Source organism: Streptomyces sp. CA189, from assembly GCF_056428985.1.
In genome coordinates, this window is the sequence record NZ_JBWJVM010000046.1 from 18,263 (window position 1) to 36,636 (window position 18,374).

Annotated in this window: 20 protein-coding genes; 10 read left to right on the forward strand and 10 right to left on the reverse strand. The window is 70.3% G+C overall.

Going from position 1 to position 18,374, the window contains the following annotated elements:
- Positions 1-139 precede the first annotated feature (139 nt).
- Both AC061S_RS28430 and AC061S_RS28435 read right to left on the reverse strand, forming a co-directional pair.
- Complete coding sequence (locus AC061S_RS28430; RefSeq protein ID WP_478688732.1) at positions 140-1,177, reverse strand: N-acetylmuramoyl-L-alanine amidase; 1,038 nt, start codon at positions 1,175-1,177, stop codon at positions 140-142.
- Positions 1,178-1,708: 531 nt separating this feature from the next.
- Complete coding sequence (locus tag AC061S_RS28435; RefSeq protein ID WP_478688733.1) at positions 1,709-2,350, reverse strand: class I SAM-dependent methyltransferase; 642 nt, start codon at positions 2,348-2,350, stop codon at positions 1,709-1,711.
- A 215-nt stretch (positions 2,351-2,565) separates the two neighbouring features.
- On the opposite strand from AC061S_RS28435, the gene AC061S_RS28440 reads away from it, so the two are divergent.
- A complete protein-coding gene (locus AC061S_RS28440) occupies positions 2,566-3,189 on the forward strand; it encodes a hypothetical protein (RefSeq protein WP_478688734.1) in 624 nt (207 codons plus the stop codon).
- A 10-nt stretch (positions 3,190-3,199) separates the two neighbouring features.
- Here AC061S_RS28440 and AC061S_RS28445 read toward each other — a convergent pair whose 3' ends face one another.
- The 6 genes from AC061S_RS28445 to AC061S_RS28470 all read right to left on the reverse strand — a co-directional run bounded on the left by AC061S_RS28445 (position 3,200) and on the right by AC061S_RS28470 (position 11,278).
- A complete protein-coding gene (locus AC061S_RS28445; RefSeq protein ID WP_478688735.1) occupies positions 3,200-5,044 on the reverse strand; it encodes a serine/threonine-protein kinase in 1,845 nt (614 codons plus the stop codon).
- Positions 5,045-5,156: 112 nt separating this feature from the next.
- Positions 5,157-6,062: a LysR family transcriptional regulator gene (locus tag AC061S_RS28450; RefSeq protein ID WP_478688736.1), complete on the reverse strand. Its 906-nt coding sequence runs from the start codon at positions 6,060-6,062 to the stop codon at positions 5,157-5,159.
- Positions 6,063-6,151: 89 nt separating this feature from the next.
- The gene (locus AC061S_RS28455) at positions 6,152-7,393 is read right to left on the reverse strand and encodes a hypothetical protein (RefSeq protein WP_478688737.1); all 1,242 of its coding nucleotides are present in this window, start codon (positions 7,391-7,393) and stop codon (positions 6,152-6,154) included.
- Positions 7,390-8,436 (reverse strand): ATP-binding protein, encoded by a 1,047-nt coding sequence (locus AC061S_RS28460; RefSeq protein WP_478688738.1) that lies wholly within the window; start codon positions 8,434-8,436, stop codon positions 7,390-7,392. The genes AC061S_RS28455 and AC061S_RS28460 overlap by 4 nt, the downstream gene beginning before the upstream one ends.
- Entirely contained in the window at positions 8,427-10,487 is a 2,061-nt protein-coding gene (locus AC061S_RS28465; RefSeq protein WP_478688739.1) for a transposase family protein, read from the reverse strand. The genes AC061S_RS28460 and AC061S_RS28465 overlap by 10 nt, the downstream gene beginning before the upstream one ends.
- A gap of 50 nt (positions 10,488-10,537) precedes the next feature.
- Positions 10,538-11,278 (reverse strand): TnsA-like heteromeric transposase endonuclease subunit, encoded by a 741-nt coding sequence (locus AC061S_RS28470; RefSeq protein ID WP_478688740.1) that lies wholly within the window; start codon positions 11,276-11,278, stop codon positions 10,538-10,540.
- Positions 11,279-11,488: 210 nt separating this feature from the next.
- Here AC061S_RS28470 and AC061S_RS28475 point away from each other — a divergent pair, with 210 nt between their 5' ends.
- Both AC061S_RS28475 and AC061S_RS28480 read left to right on the forward strand, forming a co-directional pair.
- Positions 11,489-11,611 carry a helix-turn-helix domain-containing protein gene (locus AC061S_RS28475; protein ID WP_478688741.1) on the forward strand — a complete coding sequence of 41 codons (123 nt, stop codon included), beginning with the start codon at positions 11,489-11,491 and terminating at the stop codon, positions 11,609-11,611.
- 323 nt (positions 11,612-11,934) lie between these two features.
- The gene (locus AC061S_RS28480) at positions 11,935-12,150 is read left to right on the forward strand and encodes a hypothetical protein (RefSeq protein WP_478688742.1); all 216 of its coding nucleotides are present in this window, start codon (positions 11,935-11,937) and stop codon (positions 12,148-12,150) included.
- 516 nt (positions 12,151-12,666) lie between these two features.
- On the opposite strand, the gene AC061S_RS28485 is transcribed toward AC061S_RS28480, so the two are convergent.
- On the reverse strand, positions 12,667-12,843 hold the full coding sequence (locus AC061S_RS28485; RefSeq protein ID WP_478688743.1) for a hypothetical protein: 177 nt from the start codon (positions 12,841-12,843) through the stop codon (positions 12,667-12,669).
- 50 nt (positions 12,844-12,893) lie between these two features.
- Between AC061S_RS28485 and AC061S_RS28490 the strand changes: the two genes are divergently transcribed.
- From AC061S_RS28490 to AC061S_RS28510, 5 genes are all read left to right on the forward strand, one after another.
- Positions 12,894-13,289 carry a hypothetical protein gene (locus tag AC061S_RS28490; RefSeq protein WP_478688744.1) on the forward strand — a complete coding sequence of 132 codons (396 nt, stop codon included), beginning with the start codon at positions 12,894-12,896 and terminating at the stop codon, positions 13,287-13,289.
- An 87-nt stretch (positions 13,290-13,376) separates the two neighbouring features.
- A complete protein-coding gene (locus tag AC061S_RS28495) occupies positions 13,377-13,628 on the forward strand; it encodes a hypothetical protein (protein WP_478688745.1) in 252 nt (83 codons plus the stop codon).
- 358 nt (positions 13,629-13,986) lie between these two features.
- Positions 13,987-14,337: a hypothetical protein gene (locus tag AC061S_RS28500; RefSeq protein WP_478688746.1), complete on the forward strand. Its 351-nt coding sequence runs from the start codon at positions 13,987-13,989 to the stop codon at positions 14,335-14,337.
- 209 nt (positions 14,338-14,546) lie between these two features.
- On the forward strand, positions 14,547-15,284 hold the full coding sequence (locus tag AC061S_RS28505) for a CTP synthase C-terminal region-related (seleno)protein (RefSeq protein WP_478688747.1): 738 nt from the start codon (positions 14,547-14,549) through the stop codon (positions 15,282-15,284).
- A gap of 164 nt (positions 15,285-15,448) precedes the next feature.
- Positions 15,449-16,765, forward strand: a complete 1,317-nt coding sequence (locus AC061S_RS28510) for an outer membrane protein assembly factor BamB family protein (RefSeq protein ID WP_478688748.1) — start codon at positions 15,449-15,451, stop codon at positions 16,763-16,765.
- Between the two features lie 14 nt (positions 16,766-16,779).
- Here AC061S_RS28510 and AC061S_RS28515 read toward each other — a convergent pair whose 3' ends face one another.
- On the reverse strand, positions 16,780-17,196 hold the full coding sequence (locus tag AC061S_RS28515; protein ID WP_478688749.1) for an ATP-binding protein: 417 nt from the start codon (positions 17,194-17,196) through the stop codon (positions 16,780-16,782).
- An 84-nt stretch (positions 17,197-17,280) separates the two neighbouring features.
- Between AC061S_RS28515 and AC061S_RS28520 the strand changes: the two genes are divergently transcribed.
- Together AC061S_RS28520 and AC061S_RS28525 are read left to right on the forward strand one after the other, a co-directional pair.
- Positions 17,281-18,129, forward strand: a complete 849-nt coding sequence (locus AC061S_RS28520; protein WP_478688750.1) for a helix-turn-helix domain-containing protein — start codon at positions 17,281-17,283, stop codon at positions 18,127-18,129.
- Positions 18,089-18,349 (forward strand): DUF397 domain-containing protein, encoded by a 261-nt coding sequence (locus AC061S_RS28525; protein WP_478688751.1) that lies wholly within the window; start codon positions 18,089-18,091, stop codon positions 18,347-18,349. The genes AC061S_RS28520 and AC061S_RS28525 overlap by 41 nt, the downstream gene beginning before the upstream one ends.
- Positions 18,350-18,374: the final 25 nt, after the last annotated feature.

Here is an 18,374-nt window from a genome sequence, read left to right on the forward strand (position 1 = left end):
TCCTTCTCGGTCTCGTCGTCTCGTGGTGCCGTGGGTCGCCCGCCGTGAAGCAGGGGGCGGGCGGCACCATGGTACGGAGCATTGCCGCGGCCGAGAGGATCGGGGCTGCGGGCCGTCCGGAAGGACGGTCCCGGTGGCCCTACCCGCCGAGGAAGCCGACGATGCCGTCCGCGATGCCCTGGGCCGCCTTCTGCCGCCACTCCGGACTCGACATCTGCGCCGCGTCCTTGGCATCACGCATGTTGCCGCATTCGATGAACACCTTGGGGCGGGTCGAGAGGTTCAGTCCGCCGAGATCGTCGCGGACGACCAATCCGGTGCCGCCGCCCAGGTAGTTGGCGGGGGCGGAACCGGTCGTCCGGGCGAAGTTCCCGGCGATCCGCTCGCCGAGCTGCCGGGACGGCTCGACGATCCTCGCGGTGTCGGCGCTGCCGCCCTTGACCTTGGCGGGGAGGATCACGTGGAAACCGCGGCTGCCGGCCGAGACCCCGTCCGCGTGGACGGAGACCACGGCGTCGGCGGCGGCCTGGTTGCCGATGCGGGCGCGCTCGTCGATGCACGGGCCGAAGGGGCGCTCCTTGCCCGCCTCGTGGGTGAGGACCACCTTGAGGCCCTTGGCTTCCAGGACGGTGCGCAGGCGGCGGGACACGTCCATGGTGAACTCGGCTTCCATGTAGCCCGAGTTGGTGGTGGTGCCGGTGGTGTCGCACTCCTTGCGGTTGGTGCCGATGTCCACCCGGCGGTTGATCTCGGTGGTGTGCTTGAAGTTGCCCGTGTTGTGGCCGGGGTCGATGACGACGGTGCGGCCGGCGAGGGGGTTGGCCGAGGCGGGACTCGGAGCGGTGCCGGTCCCTCCGGGGGTTGTGCCGGGGGCCGCGCCGGGGGCCGGGCTCGCGGCCGGAGCCGACGCAGATGCGGATGCCGATGCGGATCCCGTTGCCGCCGACGCGGAGGGTGCAGCCGCCGCCGCCGAGAGCGGCATCACGATCCGGGGCGGCCGCGAGTCGTCGCCCGCACCCCCGCTCAGCACCTCGGTCAGCACCCACCCGGCCAGAGCGGCCGGGGCGATCGCGGCCGCCGCGACCACCAGGGTGGACCGGCGGGCGTACCAGGGCCGGTCCGGGCTGATGGACGTCGAGGACTCGGGGAGCGGCGGGGAGCTTTCGTCGTAGCGCACCCGGCGATGCTAGACCGGAGGTCGGTCGGGTGTACGGACCCTGGGCCATCCGGGGGCGCGGTGAGGTTATATGCCGGGGCGGGGGCCGGGGCCGGGGCCTGAGCGGGGGCCTGAGCCCGAGCCCGAGCCTGAGTCCGGGCCTGAGCCCGAGTCCGAGCCCGAGCCCGGGCCTGAGTCCGGGCCTGAGCCTGAGTCCGGGCCTGAGCCCGGGCCCGATCCCGAGTCCGGGCCTGAGCCCGAGCCTGAGTCCGGGCCTAAGCCCGGGCCTGAGCCCGAGCCTGAGTCCGGGCCTGAGCCCGAGTCCGAGCCCGAGTCCGGGCCTGAGTCCGGGCCTGAGTCCGGGCCTGAGTCCGGGCCTGAGTCCGGGCCTGAGTCCGGGCCTGAGCCTGAGCCTGAGCCCGAGCCTGAGCCCGAGTCCGGGCCTGAGCCCGAGTCCGGGCCTGAGCCTGAGTCCGGGCCTGAGCCCGAGTCCGGGCCTGAGCCCGAGCCCGGGCCTGAGCCCGAGCCCAGGCTCGATCCCGGGCCCGAGGGTCAGATGCCCTCGCCCGTGCGGCGCAGGACGCGCAGGGAGTCGGTCGCCGAGACTTCCTCGAAGGCGCCCGAGGCCAGGGCGCGTACGTAGATGCGGTACGGGGCCTGGCCGCCGTCGGCCGGGTCGGGGAACACGTCGTGGATCACCAGGGTGCCGCCCTCGGCGACGTGCGGGGCCCAGCCCTCGTAGTCGCCCGTGGCGTGCTCGTCGGTGTGGCCGCCGTCGATGAAGACCAGGCCGAGCTTGCCGCCCCAGGCCGCGGCAACCTGCGGGGAGCGGCCGACGATCGCGATGACGTGGTCCTCCAGGCCGGCCTTGTGCAGGGTCCGGCGGAAGGTGGGCAGGGTGTCCATCAGCCCGATCTCCGGGTCCACGACGCTCGGGTCGTGGTACTCCCAGCCGGGCTGCTGCTCCTCGCTGCCCCGGTGGTGGTCCACGGTGAGCGCGCTCACCCCCGCCTCGCGGGCGGCGTCGGCGAGCAGGATCGTGGAGCGCCCGCAGTAGGTGCCGACCTCCAGGAGCGGCAGCCCGAGCCGCGCCGCGGAGGCGGCCGCCTCGTACAGGGCGAGCCCTTCCCCTACGGGCATGAACCCCTTGGCGGCCTCGAAGGCGGCGAGGGTCTCCGGCTTGGGGCTGGCCATGGTGTTCCTCCTGCGGGGTGGGTGGCGTACGGGATACGGCGTACACCGACGTACATCGGCGGCCCATGGTGCCTTACCCGCTGGTAGGGCGCCATGGGCAGGGGCTCCGGCCCACCGCGCCGGGCCGAGCCCTGCGGCGGCGACATGAATGGCTGTCGATCGACGCGTCGACAGTTATACTTGTCGTTCTGGCTTGCGGCAGGTAAACATGTCACATGGATGATTCGACACCGATCCCGACCCCCGACCGGAACGACGAGGACTTCTGGGCCACCGTCATGAACCTGGTGGAGCCCGCCTGGAGCGAGCCCGCCGAGGACGAGGCGTTCGCCATGGACGACCAGGTGCTCGACGCGGTCCGCCCGCTGGCCCGGCGCATCTCGACGCGCGCACAGGCCTACCACGCCGCCGGCAAGCCCTTCGACGCCGCCCTCATGGCCGCGCCCGACGTACAACTGGCCCTGCTGCGGGCGCTCTACGAAGCCAAGCGGTCCGTCGACCGGATGGCGGAGAGCGCGGCGACCGTGGCCGGCCGCAGCGGAGCCAGCTATACGCAGCTCGGCGCGGCCTGGGGCGGCATCAAGCGCCAGTCGGCCCGCCTCAAATGGCCCCACGCGGTGGCGAAGCGCTCCGCCAGCGAGTCCATCCCGCTGCGCTACGCGGGCGGCACCGCCGTCATCCACCACGACCCGGATGCCGACGCCTGGTGGTACACCGCCGTCGCCGCGGACGGACAGGAGGAGGAATCGGAGGCCGTGCACCCCACGTACGCCGAGGCCATCGCCCGGGCGACCGAGTTCCTCCTGGGCCGCGCCCAGCCGGACGAGCCGGCTTCCTGATCCCTTCCGGTCAGCGGCCGAAGAGGCGGGAGAGGGTGCCGCTCCCCGGGCCGGCGCCGCGACGGCGCTCGCGCAGTGCGCGGCGCAGATCCGCGCGGGTGTCGGTGACCTCCTGGGTCAGCCAGTCGCCGCTGCCGAAGACGAAGGGGAGCCGGTGCAGCAGCGGGCTGATGAGGCGCAGGGCGAGCTCGGGGTCCCCCGCCTCGCCGATGCTGCGGATCACGCGGTGCGCCACCTCCGGGTCGCCGTGTTCCACGAGCTCCTCCACGTCCGGGAACAGCCGCAGGTACAGCGGCGCGGCCGCCGCGAAGTCGCCGACCAGCCATGCGTCGTGCGCCAGCCGACGCCGTACGTCGAGCAGGATCGGGCCGTCCGAGGGCAGGGCCCGCTCCAGCCCGGGCAGCAGCGGCCCCAGCAGGGCGCGTTCGCTCTCGGCCCGCTCGGGGGTGCGGGCGTCCCACTGGCCGTCGCGGTCGTGGGCGCCGCGCTGCATCGCCGAGGCCAGGTAGTACCGGGCGGTCATGGTTACCGGGTCGTGGGGGCCGAGCACCCGGACCGCCTGCTCGATGATCTCGTGCAGCTCCGCCTCGTGTCGGTGGCCGTCGCCGGGCCCGTGGGCTGCCGCTTCGCCGACGTACGCGACGCGCGCGGTGATCGTGTCGGGGTGTTCGAGTCCGAGGACCCGCACCATGCGGGGCAGGATGCGCTCCAGCTCGACGCCGGCCTGCCCGCGTACGCGCACCGCCCGGTGGTACGCGGCCCGCACCGTCAGCGGGTCGCTCGCGCCGAGTTCCTCCGCCGAGTCGGCGGCGAGCATGTCCAGCCGTTCCACGAGGTCGGCCGGGCCGTCCGCCAAGAGCAGCTCCAGGCGCCGCCGCAACAGGGCCCGGACGGGATCGTCGGCCGGTTCCGCCGTGAGGACGTGCACGGTCGGGGAGTAGGACGGCACCGGAGGGGCCGAGGAGGGGACGGGCCCCGGCTCGGGTGAGGGTGTGAGGGCGGGCGCGGAGGGTGCTCCGGAGGCGCCGCCCCGGGTGAGTTCCGCGAGCCGCCGTGCCACCTCGTACGCATCGGCGGGACGGTTCCCGGGGTCCTTGGCGAGCAGGCCCAGTACGAGTTCGTCGAGGCCGGGGGGCAGCCCCGGCCGGAGCGAGCCGGGGGCGGGCGGTTCGGCCGTCAGGTGCTGGGCGAGGAGTTCGTGCATCTCGCGCGCGGGGAAGGGCCGTTCACCGGTGAGCAGCTCCATCAGGACGCAGCCCAGGGCGTACAGGTCGCTGCGGCCGTCCACGGGGACCCCGTTGGCGCCACCCGTCCAGCGCTCCGGGGCCATGTACGGGAAGGAGCCGATGATCATGCCGGTGCCCGTCAGCTCCGTACCGCCTCCCCGGGCCTTGGCGATGCCGAAGTCGAGTACCTTCGCCACCCCGTTCCCGACCACCATCACGTTGGCCGGCTTGATGTCCCGGTGGACGATCCCGGCGTCGTGGGCGGCCCCGAGGGCGTCCGCGATCTGCCGTGCCCAGACCAGGGCGTCGGCGAGGGGCGGCACCCCCTCGTCCAGGATCTCGGCGAGGCTGCGTCCCGCGAGCAGCTCCATGACGAGGAACACCGTGGGTCGCCCGGCACGTTCGGTGCGGCCGAAGTCGTGGATGGTGGCGATGTGGGGATGGGCGAGGCTCCCGGCGAGGCTGGCCTCCCGCTCGAACCGGCGGGTGTCCTCGTACGTCAGTGGGTACCCGATCTTGACGGCCACCGGGCGGCCCACCCGGCGGTCCGTGGCCCGCCACACCTCGCCGAACCCGCCCCGGCCGAGCAGCTCCTCCAACTCGTACCGGTCTTCGATCAGTTCCCGCACTGGCTCGTCTCCCCGCCACGATCCTCGTCCCGCCGAGGCGAAGCCTATGTCCGGCCGCGTTCTACGTGGTCGGGGCGTCGGGGCGTCGGGGCCGCGGGGCGCGAACGGTCGGCTACCCGTGGCCCGTGAGGAGGGCCGCCAGTCGGGCCGCGTGTGGGGACGGGTCCGTCGGGTGGAGGAGTTCCGTGCGGTGGACCAGGCGGGGGGTGCGGACCGGGGCCGCCGTGGTGCCGGGGAAGGCGGACGCCAGGGAGAGGGGGAGCGCGGTCAGGCCGTGGCCGGCGGCGGCCAGGGCGGCCAGGGCGTGCGGGTCGGTGCCGTGGTGGCGGGTGCGCGGGTGGAAGCCCGGGGTGTGGCTGACCTCGCGGAGCCGGGCGAGGGGGACCGCCGTGTCGGGGGCGTCGATCCACTGCGCCTGCGCGAGGTCGGGCAGCCGGACCGAGCTCCGCCGCGCCAGGGGGTGGGCGTGCGGGAAGAGCACCGCCAGGGGCTCCTCGGTGACGGCGAGGGTGACGGTGGGGCCCAGGTCCGGCAGCGGGAGGGGGTCGCTGGGCGCGGCCACCCCGTCCAGGAGGCCGAGGTCGGCGCGGGCGGTCAGGACCTCCTCGACCACCGCGTCCCGCCCCAGGACGTGCAGGTCCACCTCCACCGGCCCCGCGGCGCGCAGCCGGGTCAGGGCCTGCGCGAGCGCCGGGCCGAAGGCCGCGGGGGAACAGGCCACCCGCAGCCGGGCGTCGGGCGCCCGGTGCAGGCGGGCGATGTCGGCGCGGGCCGCGTCCAGGCGCAGGAGCAGCGCGGGGGCGTGTTCCATCAGCCGGACCCCCGCCTCGGTGGCGGCGACGGGCCGGCGCTCGACCAGCCTGGCTCCCAAGTCGGCTTCGAGCGCCGCGATGTGCTGGGAGACGGCCGACTGCGTGTAGCCGAGGACCGAGGCGGCGGTGGAGAAGGAGCGGTGTTCGAGGTGTCCCGTCGCATTTGATCTTGCCTGCGCTTGGGGTTGTGACCTGGGCTGATGCAATACGAGGTGAGATGGAATCGTGTGGGAATCTCAGAAGGTGTTGTCCCTCAGCGGCACTTGCTCAAGGATTTCTCACTTGAAGTTGCCGGTCAGTCGTCTTTGACCGCCTGGCGTCGCCGGTAGGCGGCTTGTCGGCATCGCGCCGAGCAGTAGCGCGTGTCTCGGCGTCGGTCGTCGCCGGGCGTCCAGGTGACACCGCAGACTGGGCACTCCCTGTGGGAGCGGAGTGGGCTGCTGAGCTCACGTTGTTGCTTCTTCTGCCGATGGTGACGCGCTTTGCAGGCTGGCGTGCAGAACCGCGTTCTGTGATGAGGATCTAGCAAGAGGCCGCCGCAGCCTGCGCATCGACTCCGGTCGTCGTCCTGGTCGGGCGCGAGGAGAGCGTTGAGTCGGCGGGTGAGATCGCCCAGTGTCTCCGGGATGTGTGTCTTGGGTTCGTTGGGCATCGGAAAGGGGTGGTTGGGGAGGGTGCGGTAGTAGCGCTCCTCCTCGATCCAGCGGACGAGTGGGTCGGCGACTCCGGCGCCTTCGTATCGGTATCCAGGCGCGACCCGTTCGCGAACTTCGCTGATGAACAGACGGAAGTCCCGGTCGCAGCCGGTGAAGGGAAGATTCCGGAGCTTGGGCGAGGCCAGGATGCCGGTGAGGGCGACGATGCCGGGATAGCTACTGGCCATGAGCCGGGGGTCTTCGCGGTAAGTGCCGCCTCCGGGTGGAATGAGGAGTCGTAGTCTGCGATCGCGCTGCTGACGGAACCTGCGGCCGTCCCACCAGCGCCAACACCATGCGGCCGCCTGGCGCATGGCGACCACCACGGTCTGCCAGCCGTGTTCGCCAACCAGACGGTCGTGGTCGCGCTGTGCCTGAATGATCTCGGGCAGCGGACGGATGTCGAACTGTGCGTGGTAGGTGTCGGTCCAGCGGCCGTGGCGGAGGCAGAGCCGGGTGCTTTCGGGGACCCAGCGCCGGGCCTGGTCGAAGACGCCCTTGGCTGCCAGGCAGAGCGTGCAGGCCGCCTGGACCTGCCAGCCGTGGTCGAGCGGCTGACATTGGGCGGGAAGGTGCCGGGTGAGGTCCGGAGTCCGCAGGTCGGGCAGGGCTTTCAGGAGCCGGTCGCGGGGGTGCCCGGACAGGCTGCTGATGGCGTCCAGCCGGCCCAGCGGAGCAGGGTGGATCCGGTGCTGGTTGTTGATCTGTCCATGGAGATCGAGATGGGAAATCCGGTTTGCTGTCGCGAGCCGGGCGACGTAGGAGTCCGAGCTTTCGCGGTGCAGTGGGGCGAGGGCGTGCGGGAGCCGCCGAAGACGGGGCGGCGGCAGGTGGCTGATCATGCCGCTTCCCCGGCCTCGCTGTCCCCGTCGTCTGCTGTGCGGGGGGTGTCGGACTGGGTGTTGTGGTCGACCGGGATGGACTCCAGCAGGCGGCGGGTGACGCGTTCGCTGCCGTCGGCGATCGCGCTGATGGCGGCCGCGCGGACGAGGTGGGACAGGCTGCTGATGCTGCCGCCGGTGCGTGTGTGGAGATACTTCGCCAGCCGGAGCAGGCTGCCGGGCTCGTGGTGGTGCAGCCGCAGAGAATCCTCCATCAGCGCGATCATCGAGCGCCATTCGGACTGGTAAGGGAAGCTCCCGGTGTACTTCATCACGCAGCGGGCCGCGATCTGCTTGCCTCGGACCCCGGTGAACAAACCCTCACGCTCGACGTTGATGCCGGCGTAGACGAACGTGGCGGGGATGTGCTCTGCGAAGTACTTCAGATGGTCGGACAGGTCCTTGCCGGTGGACGTGGCCATCTGGATGTTGTGGATCTCGTCGACCAGGACCAGGTCGCAGCGGGCGTCCGTGAGGATCTCGCAGACCGCGTCCGCGATGTCCATCTCGTTGTGCCGGGCCTTCAAGGGCAGGCCCAGGAAGTGCGCGAACCGGGTGGCGAGCTTGCGCGGGGAGCCGTTGGGCGGGGCGGAGACGTAGACCACCGGGATCCGGTCGTGGTCGGGGAAACGCTGGCGTACTCGCAGTTCGTGGGCCCTGCCGAGCTGCTTGATGGCGGTGGACTTGCCCGTCGCCCAGGGCCCGGAGACGATCAGCCCTCGGCGGGCGCTGATCTCCCGCCGGTTCACGAGGGTCAGCAGCCGGCCTTGGTGAAGGACGTCGCGGACGGTCGGGGTCTCCACGATGACCAACTCGGAGTGGTAGTTGACCCTGCCCTCGTCGTACTCGTCCTGGGCCCGCGGGTCGAGGGCTTTCCACTCGTCCTCGGGCAGGAGGTCGAAGGCCATCGGGTCATCGTCGATGAAGCGGCGCCAGCCCTCCAGAGTCGTTGTGGGCATCCGCCGGTCCTCGGGCAGCCCGAACTCGTCCGCGTTCACCACCATTTCCTGGCCTCCTTGCGTGCGTCGAAGATCCTCAGCGGGACGACGTTGGCAACCGTCTCGTCCTCCTCGTCCTCCTGGTTGGCCCCGGCCCCGGCCCCGGCCGTTGGCTGGGCTGGCGGAGGCTGCGGAGGTTCGGGCCGAGGCCATGCGGGCTGGCTGGTGGCCTGCGTGCGGGCTGCGACCTTGGCGCCCCGACGTCGGCTTCGTTGGCCGCGGGCCGGCTTGGCCGGGGACGCTTCCTTCTCCCCGGGACCGGCCCCTGCCCGCTCCAGCAGGTCGTCGACTGCTTCGGCGATGGCGTTCTCGGTGACCTGTTCTCCCTGGTCGCGCAGGTCGCGGGCGGAGTGGTTCCAGGCCAGTTCACCGAAGGGGGTAGCCGTGGTGGACAACAGCCGCCAGGGAACAGTGACCCACTGCCCGGTGCGATGGTTCCGGAGCCAGACCAGCCGGATGTCGTAGGGGTCGTGGCGGACCTCCCACCGGTTCTTCCTCTCGATGATTCCGGACATTTCCCGTCGCAGGCCGTCGAGCCCTTCGCAGTCGTAGATCCGGTGGTTGATCTTGATGCCGTAGGAGTTGATGACCTGCCAGCGGCTCGGCAGCAGTTCCAGGTAGTCCTCCGCCGTCAGCGCGAGAGGCAGGAAACCGGCGGTCTCCACCAGCGCGGCGTACTTCTCGTTCGGGGAGAACGTCCGTCCCGGGGCGAGCGGGTCACGTAGTCCGTCATGTTGCCTGGTCTGCCACCTGGCGACGATCCACTCCTGAAGAAGTTCCTGGAGCTGGTGCAGGGACCACAACGGCTCGTCTTCCACCTTGCGGCCTCGGTACTCGGTCGAGCGGCCGGTATACCCAGTGAGGAACTGCGCGAACAAAGAGGCTGCTGAACCCAGTGTTCTTTCAATATGGGGCTTGTGAGTTGGCGTGCGGGGCGGCGCATGGATCACTTCGGTGCCGAACGCGTTGCAAGCCGCGTGGAAGTTCTTCGACAAGAACGCTTTGCCGCCGTCGACAACCACTGTCTCCGGGATGATCAAGGGGACCTCGGCCGCGTGCCGCAGCCGTTCGTCAACCGACAGCAGCCTCTCGAACGGAAGCGCGGAGTGTTCCATCCGCAGGGCCTCGGGCCAGCCCGGACGCATCGGGGCCGGGGTCACCGACCGGGCCAGCAGGAGTGCGGCGTCCAGCGACTTCGTGGTCGGCCGCAGCACCGCCGCGGTGATGGACCGCGTCGCGACGTCGACCATACCGACCAGCTCGCACCGGTCCACGACGCCACTGTCCAGCCGGACCAACACGTCGAACGGGGTGGAATCGATCTCCATCAACTCACCCGGACGACACACGACGATCTGATCGAAGACTCCGTCAGGCTGAGTCGCCAGCGAGCGGCGGGTGCGGGCCGAACCGGTTGTGTGCCGCCCGGCCTCCAACCGGTTGAACAGACGGTAGAACGTCGCCCGGGACGGCATGTCGAGTGGCGGCCCGTCGAGTTTTTTCACCGCCTGGCCAACGCGTACGAAGTAGAAGCTGACGGTGTGGGTGGAGCCGTCGGTGGCCTGGTCCATCAGCCGTCGCAGCACCTCCACAACCCGCGGGTCCACCTGCCCCAGCACCGGGCGGCGCGGGGCCTGGCGGCCGTCCAGCATGCCCAGCACTCCGCGCTTTTGGTAGCGGCGCCGGCGCCAGCGGATGGTGTGCGGGCTGACAGGACGCCCGCTCTCCCGAGTCAGTTCGGTGGCCTTGGCCGCTTCCCGCTCGGCCAGGCTTCGCAACGCGGGATCGAACTCGGGCCGAGGCATCGCCCCGACCTCGGCGTCCGGCGGCAGACCGGTGAGAACTTCGGCCATGTGTCGGTGCCACCACAAGGCATTTTCCGCCTGGCCGGGTGGCAGTCCATCCAGCAACCCCGGCGGAAGCCTGCGGGTGCCGCCCGAGCCGATCACTTCGAAGCCGGGCGAGGTCATCAGCGTCGGCAGATGCATCGCGCTGGGCCGGCCGTGCTCATCGGCCAGCCGGACCAGGACGCCGGAAATACCGACCACGGTGTGCACCAAGCCGTCGAACCGGACCCGGTCCCCGGGACTGACCACCAGTGGATGCCTCACTGAGTCGTCACCGCCTGCCGGACCACACTGGCCGGCCCCAATGGCCCCGCCGCCAGGTCAATTTCCAGGACGCGGCGCCACAACAGGTGATAAAGCACCGGCAGCACCGCGAGGCGGTCCCCGACTCGCTCGGCCCCGGCCATCAGTCCCTCCGGCTCGGTAAAGGCCACCGTCAGCTCCGAGGCCACCGGTTCCCGGTGATTGCGTGGATGTCGGTAGCCCGCGAGCCACTTGACGTTCGCCAGCAGGACCGGATCGATTGCACCGACCCGACGAAAGGACCACCCCGCAAGCTCGCAGGCCCGCGCGGTCGCCGCGAACGCCTCCGCGTCGTCCGGCTCGATCCGGTCGTCGGGGCGCACGTCCACCACCAGGCCGCCGCCGTCATCGAGGCGGGCAAAGAAGTCCGGGACGTGCCCGCGACGGCCTCGCTGGCTGGGCCAGAACAGGCGGAAAGGCTGGGCTGCCATCCCCGTCACTCGCGCGTCGAAGTCCATCAGCATCGCGTGATGCCGTTCCAGATGTGACTCGCAGGACAACTGCTCGGCCGTCGTCGCCGCCCAGTAGTCGCGGGTCACAGACCTCTGCCCCTTGTAGGACCGAACCGTACGGACCGGGGGCAGACGCTCGAACCGCAAGGTCCAGCAGACCGGGAGCGGCTCACGGCGGCGAACCAGGCCCTCCTCCACGTACTCAACCTCGAACGACGCCTGCCCCAGCAACCCGGCATCCACCACTCATCCCCCGACGAATTTCCCGGACCGATCACACAGATCCGAGCAAAGCCCCGAGCAGGCACCGCCCACTCGAGATTCGCCCTCAAACCACCCCGGAGAGGGAAGGTCATGTGAGACGAGCATTCATCCGCGAACTCATCGTGCAGGGCACCAACGAGGGATTGGACGCCGCCCGCGCCCGCGGCGCCCACCCTCGGACGGTCGCCAGCCATGACACCCGCACAGGTACGTCACGCCCGCGACCTGCTCACCCGTCCAGAGAACACCGTGGCCTCGATCGCGAAGCTGCTCGGCGTCTCCCGCAACACCATCTACAACTACGTACTGAGCTGAAGAGCGGTCGCCTTGCGCTCGCCGAGGCGACCAGCAGGTCCGAACTGCCCCGGCGCCGGCCAAACCCAAGGACTGATCACCGCCGTTGGTGGCTGGTGGCACGGTTCTTACCGGTACCCCAACTCCGCGCGTGTCACTGGGCATTTGCCACCGGCATCAGTTTCGGATTGGCCTCCGTAGCGTCGATATCGGCGCGCGATGGTCGATACGATGGTCACCTCGCTCCAGCCGGTCCACATCGTGTGTGGGCGTGGGACGACACAGATTTCCCCGTGTCGTCCTGCCACCACCCACGAAGAACCGACTGGAAGGAGACCGGAGACGTGGAGTTGCCCGAGAAGGACCAGGAGCCCAAGCCGGAGCGCCGCAAGGCGAAGGAGGCCAAGGCGATGGACACCGCTCGGGGACAGATCCGCAAGCGCAAGCTTACGAAGATCACGCGGGAGATCCTGCTCGGCACCGTGATCAACCTGCTGGCCGCCCTGATCATCTGGGCGTTCATCTGGGGGTGGGGGATGTACGTCGCCCCCCGCCTGTAGCTGAAACGCAAACGACCTCCAGGATCGCGAGTCCTGAAGGCCGTGCGGGGAATGTTCCCGTATGTAACTGTTCAACCCTTGAGGGCCCCGTCGAAATTGGCGGGGTCCTCACTCTTTTCACAAGGTCCGTACCGTGTTGGAGCGCCGTACGCACGGCCATAGCGTGTACTTCCCTCGCGGGTCCAAGTCTAGCGTGGCCATCGTCGATGGACACAAGCAGATGTCCATCATGGAGGCCTCCATGATGGACATCTGCTGGTTGACGCCGGAGATCGGCAGCTCGCCACCCGCCTAGTTCTCGCACAGGTGGCTACTCCTTCAGGGGGTGGGGGCGGTGAGCCGGGCGAGCGGGGAGGGCCGCCCCTTCTGGGTGGCGCAGACCGCCTCCCAGTCGATGGCCGGGTGGGACCTGGAGCACGTCGAGGTCGCCGAGCCGGAACAGGGCCACGCACGACACGTCACGCTGGCGCTGCCATCCGCTGTGGACCCACGTCGACGGGCGGAGCCACTTGGCCTTCACCAGGTGGTTGAAGTCCGAGACCGGACGCCCAGGTGCTTCGCCGCGGCCGTGCGGTTCAGCATCCGGCCGTTGTGCTTCGCCTTCTCCAGCGCCGCCCGGTCGGCGAAGTGCTCGAGCGCCTGGCCGTCGTAGAGGCCGTGGCCCTTGTAGTCGCCGTTCCCTGTCAAGTCCAACGTGTTGAACTTCGGGTACCGGGTCCCCACCGGGCCGATAGCGTGGGGCCATGGTCTTCTGGAGTACCCAAATCGGCCCGCATTACGACGGCGACACGCGTTCATTGGGGTCGCAGCGGTGCATGGGAGAGCTCGTCTGCCCGGACTGCGACAACGTGATGGCCCGGCTTTTCGACGCCCCCGACGGGATTGCCGTGTCCGCCTGGATTCCGGCTGCGGCGAGTGCGCCGAGCGATCCCAATGGCCGCAGGGTCGGCTGGACCTTCTTTGCCTTGATCGACGATTCCATGCCGGACGAGGAGAGCGCGCCGCTGAAGTGCTGGCGGGGGCATGCCCCGTTGGTTGTCACGGCCCGCGTCTGTCGTACGGCTGCGGGCGCGTATCGCACAACCGGTCGGAAGAAACGGGTGCCGCTCAGCCCGATCGATCCAGACGTGGTGCGCTAAGCTGGTCGCACATTAATCGCCTGAGGCGGGGCCGCTCGCCACTGTCGAACTTGAGGCACTCGACGCGTGATCCTCTGAGGAGGAGCCGTGTCGGCTGCCCAAATTCTCCCATTGCTGCAGGGATTCGCCACGCCCGTCTTCGTGGTGGTAGCTGTGTTGCTTGGCCTCATCGCTCTGGCCGTTGTAGTTGCGCTCTTCACCAAGGCCGAAGAGCGCCGTCAGGCGGCAATCGAGGTGCTGATGATCCTGACCCGTCGTCAGAGTGAAACGCAGGAAACCCCGTCTGAGCCCTCCGCCGCGCCGCGGCGGGTGCGTCGAGGAAGGGGTCGATCGCGTTGAGCTGACGTCGTCGAAGGTGGGTCGCTTCCCTCGTGGTGAGGCGGCCCACTCGTCCGTCAGATGGCGGGTGGTCGCGGCTGCGTGGGCAGAGCCGGCCTTGGGGGCCATCGGGGCAGCCGCTAGGGCAGCGGCTGCCCCGATGGCCCCCAAGGCCGAACGCGCTGAGCGGGACGGCTGGTTGCGCTACTCTGAGCCGTAACAGCTGCCTGGTGGTAGCTACGGCCTGAGCGCTGGCCCGTGACCAGTGCGCCGACGGCCCGAAGGTGCGCTTGTGCATCACCACCGATCACGTCTTTCCGATCGTGCCCTGTAGGCGCGTCGGGTCACGGGACCGAGCCGCGCCGGACCAAGGAACACGATGGTCATGCACCACGGCCGCAAGCAGACCGCGAAGCAGCTCGCATCCGCCACCGGCATCAGCTACCAAGCCGCCGTCAACGGTTTCATCTGTACCCGTGAAACGCTGGCTCACCTGCCCGAACCAGATCGTCATGGTGTACCGGCATGCCCGTACTGCGAAGGCCACGGCAGCGGCATCAAGACGTACTACGTCCCACTGACCACCCCCGATGGCTCGCTCCTGTCGATCGACGGTGTCTGCGACACGTGCCACGGCTGCGGCCGAGCTGACCACGGCCAGTGTCCGCCCCAGCGTGCCACCGACCTGCGCGACTTCCTTTCCTCGTTGGGGATCGGAAACAGGGGCTGACCTGCCCTTGGCTGTCTCACCTGACCTTGCCCCTAGCGTGCGAACCGGACAAGGTCAGATGAGACAGAGGCAAGGTCTCGTGAGACGGGACACGAGGACCGCGACGAAGGTGCGCAGCAGATGCGGATCCATGCGCATCAGTATTGCTGATGCGGGTAGTGCGGATCATCGTTGGACGTGATGGGCCGGCGGCTCGGAGGATGGCCGTCATGAACGCGAACCACACCACGGGGCAGACCGCGCCCACCGCCCGCATCGCCCTGATCGCGGACCGCTCCGACGCCGTACGCTCCCACGCCCGCGTGCCCGGCCTGCTGGCGGCACTGCGCCTGCGCGAGGGCCTGGACCTGGACGCCTACTGGATCCCCACCGAGGAGGCGGGCGAGGGCATGGACGGCTTCGACGCCGTCTGGGTCCTGCCCGGCAGCCCCTACCGCAGCGAGGGCGGAGTGCTCGCCGCGATCCGGGACGCCCGCGAGAACGGCATCCCCTTCCTCGGCACCTGCGGCGGCTTCCAGCACGCCCTGCTGGAGTTCGCCCGTACCGTCTGCGGCCTCGACCGGGCCGCCCACGCCGAGAACGACCCGGCGACCGCCGAGGCGGACGCGGTGGTCGTCCCGCTGGCCTGCTCGCTCGTGGGCCACGAGGGGACCGTACGGGTCACCCCCGGCTCCCGCGCCGCCCGGCTGCTCGGCGCGGACCGCACGCAGGCGCGGTACCACTGCAGCTACGGCCCCAACCCGCTCCACCTGGACCTGCTGCGGGCCCACGGCATGACCTTCACCGGCGCCGACGAATCCGGCGACATCCGCATCGCCGAACTGGCCGAGCACCCCTTCTTCCTGGCCACCCTCTTCCAGCCCGAACTGGACGGCGACGGCACCCGCGCCCACCCGCTCGTCACCGGCCTGGCGGCGGCCGCCGTGGAGCACGCGCGCACCCGCTGACCGCACCGGCTGACCGCACCGGCTGACTGCACCCGCTGACCGCACCGCGACGGAACGCCCCTCCCGCCCGGTTGGCCGAATCCCTATGATCATCCCGCCGGGGGGGAACGCGCGACGTCCTGCACACCTGTCATCCGGCGGCGTCGCACCAGGGGGTAGTGAACATGGCCACGCGTACGGACGACGACGTGCCCAACGGCATCGGACGGCTCGGCTGCACGCTGATCGCGGGCGGCGCCGCCATGGTCCTGATCGGCGCCGTCACCGCCGGATGCCTCGCCGTCACGCAACGCTTCCCGGGCGACTCCATGGACATCGCCTGGAAGACCCCGGCGGACGGCAAGGCCTCCAAGCAGGGCAACGGGGCCTGGCTGGCCGGCGACACCCTCGTGCGGAGCCGTTCCGACGCGGTGACCGGCTACGACGCCGGTACGGGAAAGCGGGCCTGGGAGTACCGGCCGCCCGGCCGCTCCGAGATCTGTGCCGCCGAGGCCGACCTCGACAGCTCCGTCCTGCTCGTCACCCGCGACGACGAGACCCGACCCGCCTCGTCCAAGCGGGAACTCTGCACCGCCGTCGCCGCCATCGACATGAAGAACGGCCGGGAGATCTGGCGCGCGCCGATCCCGGCCGCCGACGGGGAGGGCGGTTTCGAGCCCGACCCGGTGGCCGCCGGGGGCGGTTTCGCCGTACTCGCCGACCAGGGTCTGCGCGCCGTCGACGTGCGCACCGGCGCGTCCCGCTGGACGGCGGCCGTTCCCAAGAACTGCGTCCCCCGCGAAGCCGCGCCGGCCAAACGGCACGTCGCCGCCCTCCTCGCCTGCGGCGGCCCCGAGAAGCGAACGAGCGGCGGCGTCCCCGTAGGCGCCGAACTGCACGCGGCCGCCTTCGATCCCGCCACCGGCGCGCTGTTGTGGTCCACCCCGTTCGGCGATCGCGAGCCGGTCCGCTACGACGCGGCCACGTCCGTCATCTCGGCCGACCCGCTGGTGGTGGGCTATAAGGACGGGGCCTTCCACTCCTTCGGCAACGACGGCCGCCCCAATCCGCCCATCGACTACATCGGCGCCTACGGCACCCTCGACGGCAAGAAACCGCTCGAGGCGGCGACGGACGGCACCCGGCTCTACGCCCTGGCCGGCTACTACGGGAAGGGCGCCACCCGCCACGACGCGGTCGCCTTCGACCTGGCCACCGGCCGGCAGGTCTGGAAGACCGGACTCGACCACACCCAGGGTCTCGGCCTGAACCTCCACGACGGCAAGGTCACGGTGATCGTCAGTACGAGCCCGACCTCGGCGCTCGGGCACGAGGACCTGTACGTCCTCGACGCCGCCACCGGCAAGGAGCGTGATGTCCGCAGCTTCCACGACGGCGTCTCCACGGCCAGGATCTTCAAGTACAAGGGCCTGTTCATCGGCGCCGACCTGAGCGACAACGAGCCGACGGACCCCTCGTTCACGGCGTTCGAACGCTCGTGATCCTGCTCGGACGCTCACGGCCCGGCGTCACACTCGAACCACACGGTCTTGCCCGTGGAGTTCGCGTCCGTGCCCCAGCGGTCCGTCACCGCCTCGACCAGGAGCAGGCCGCGCCCGCCCTCGCTCAACTCCCCGGAGTCGGGCGCCGGGCGTGGGGGCGATGGACAGCCGTCGGAGACCTCCACGCGCAGTCCGTGCGGCTGCCGCAGGATGAGGACCGCGCAGCCGCGTCCGGGCACGTGGCGCACGACGTTGGCGACCAGCTCGGTGAGCGCGAGCTCGGCGGCGTCGGCCAGGGCGTCGAGCTCCCACTGGGTGAGGAACATCCGCAGGATGCGGCGCATGTGTCGGGCCGAATGGTCACCGACGGTGAAGCCCATGCGATAGCTGCCGTCAATTCCTGCTGATGAGGGGCCAGTTGTGAGATTCATGACATCAGGGTGAGGCGGCGTCGTTACGCTCGGCTATGGACCGAAACGAACGCCGCCTGGCGTGTACTTGGGGGTGACCGCTCCATGGTCAACATCCGTAGCCTCGATCCCAGCGCCTCCCCGCTGGACTACTACGGCGCCGAACTGCGCCGCCTGCGGGAGGCCGCAGGGCTCAAACAGGGGCAGTTGGGCGACATCATCTTCTGCGCGGGCTCGCTGATCGGGCAGATCGAGACGGCGAGAAAGGTCCCGACCCGCGACTTCTCGGAACGGATCGACGTCGCGCTGGACACGGGCGGGGTGTTCTCCCGCCTGGTGGGGCTGGTGCTACGGAGCCAGCTGCCGACCTGGTTCCAGGCGTACGCGGAGATGGAGGCGAAGGCGACCTACATCTCCACTTTCCAGGCGCAGCTGGTCTACGGACTGCTGCAGTCGGAGGCCTACGCACGGGCCGTGCTCGGCGTGCGGCACGACAAGCGCCTCGACGCGCAGGTGGCCGCCCGCATGGAGCGGCAGCGGATCCTGGACCGCGAGCACCCGCCGCTGATGTGGGTGGTGCTCAGCGAGGCCGTCCTGCACCAGGAGATCGGCGGCCGGGAGGTGATGCGAAGCCAACTCGCCCACCTGTTGGAGCTGCGGGACCGGGAGTGGGTGCGGGTGCAGATCCTGCCCTTCGAGGCGGGCGCGCACGCGGGGCTGCCGGGCTCGTTCAACCTCCTGCGCTTCGACGACGACCCGGATCTCGTCTACACCGAGGACTTCGTGCAGGGGCACATGACGGCCAATCCGGAAGCCCTCAGGGAGGGTTCGCTCCGTTACGATCACCTGCAGGCCGCCGCGCTCTCCGTGGAGAAATCGGCGGAACTGATCGCCCGCGTAATGGAGGAACGCTATGGACACCATCCAGAACCTGACGGGCGCGCGGTGGCGTAAGTCCTCGTACAGCAGTGACACCGGCGGTGATTGCGTCGAGTGCGCCCCGCTCGGCGCCGCCGCCTGGCACAAGTCCACGTACAGCGGTGACACCGGTGGCTGCTGCGTGGAGATCGCCCCCCAGCCCTGCCAAATCGCCGTCCGGGACTCCAAGGTCCCCGACGGCCCCGTCTTCACCGTCGCCCCCGCCGCCTTCGCGGCTTTCGTCCGGGGTCTCTGACCGGCACGGGCGCCGCTTCACGGTG

Excerpts from the sequence above, each read along its gene's own strand:
- AC061S_RS28510 (WP_478688748.1), top strand. The coding sequence starts at position 15,449 with ATGGCCACGCGTACGGACGACGACGTGCCCAACGGCATCGGACGGCTC.
- AC061S_RS28435 (WP_478688733.1), bottom strand. The coding sequence starts at position 2,350 with ATGGCCAGCCCCAAGCCGGAGACCCTCGCCGCCTTCGAGGCCGCCAAG.
- AC061S_RS28475 (WP_478688741.1), top strand. The coding sequence starts at position 11,489 with ATGACACCCGCACAGGTACGTCACGCCCGCGACCTGCTCACCCGTCCA.
- AC061S_RS28490 (WP_478688744.1), top strand. The coding sequence starts at position 12,894 with ATGGTCTTCTGGAGTACCCAAATCGGCCCGCATTACGACGGCGACACG.
- AC061S_RS28520 (WP_478688750.1), top strand. The coding sequence starts at position 17,281 with ATGGTCAACATCCGTAGCCTCGATCCCAGCGCCTCCCCGCTGGACTAC.
- AC061S_RS28455 (WP_478688737.1), bottom strand. The coding sequence starts at position 7,393 with ATGATCAGCCACCTGCCGCCGCCCCGTCTTCGGCGGCTCCCGCACGCC.
- AC061S_RS28505 (WP_478688747.1), top strand. The coding sequence starts at position 14,547 with ATGAACGCGAACCACACCACGGGGCAGACCGCGCCCACCGCCCGCATC.
- AC061S_RS28515 (WP_478688749.1), bottom strand. The coding sequence starts at position 17,196 with ATGAATCTCACAACTGGCCCCTCATCAGCAGGAATTGACGGCAGCTAT.
- AC061S_RS28440 (WP_478688734.1), top strand. The coding sequence starts at position 2,566 with ATGGATGATTCGACACCGATCCCGACCCCCGACCGGAACGACGAGGAC.
- AC061S_RS28500 (WP_478688746.1), top strand. The coding sequence starts at position 13,987 with ATGGTCATGCACCACGGCCGCAAGCAGACCGCGAAGCAGCTCGCATCC.
- AC061S_RS28460 (WP_478688738.1), bottom strand. The coding sequence starts at position 8,436 with ATGGTGGTGAACGCGGACGAGTTCGGGCTGCCCGAGGACCGGCGGATG.
- AC061S_RS28525 (WP_478688751.1), top strand. The coding sequence starts at position 18,089 with ATGGACACCATCCAGAACCTGACGGGCGCGCGGTGGCGTAAGTCCTCG.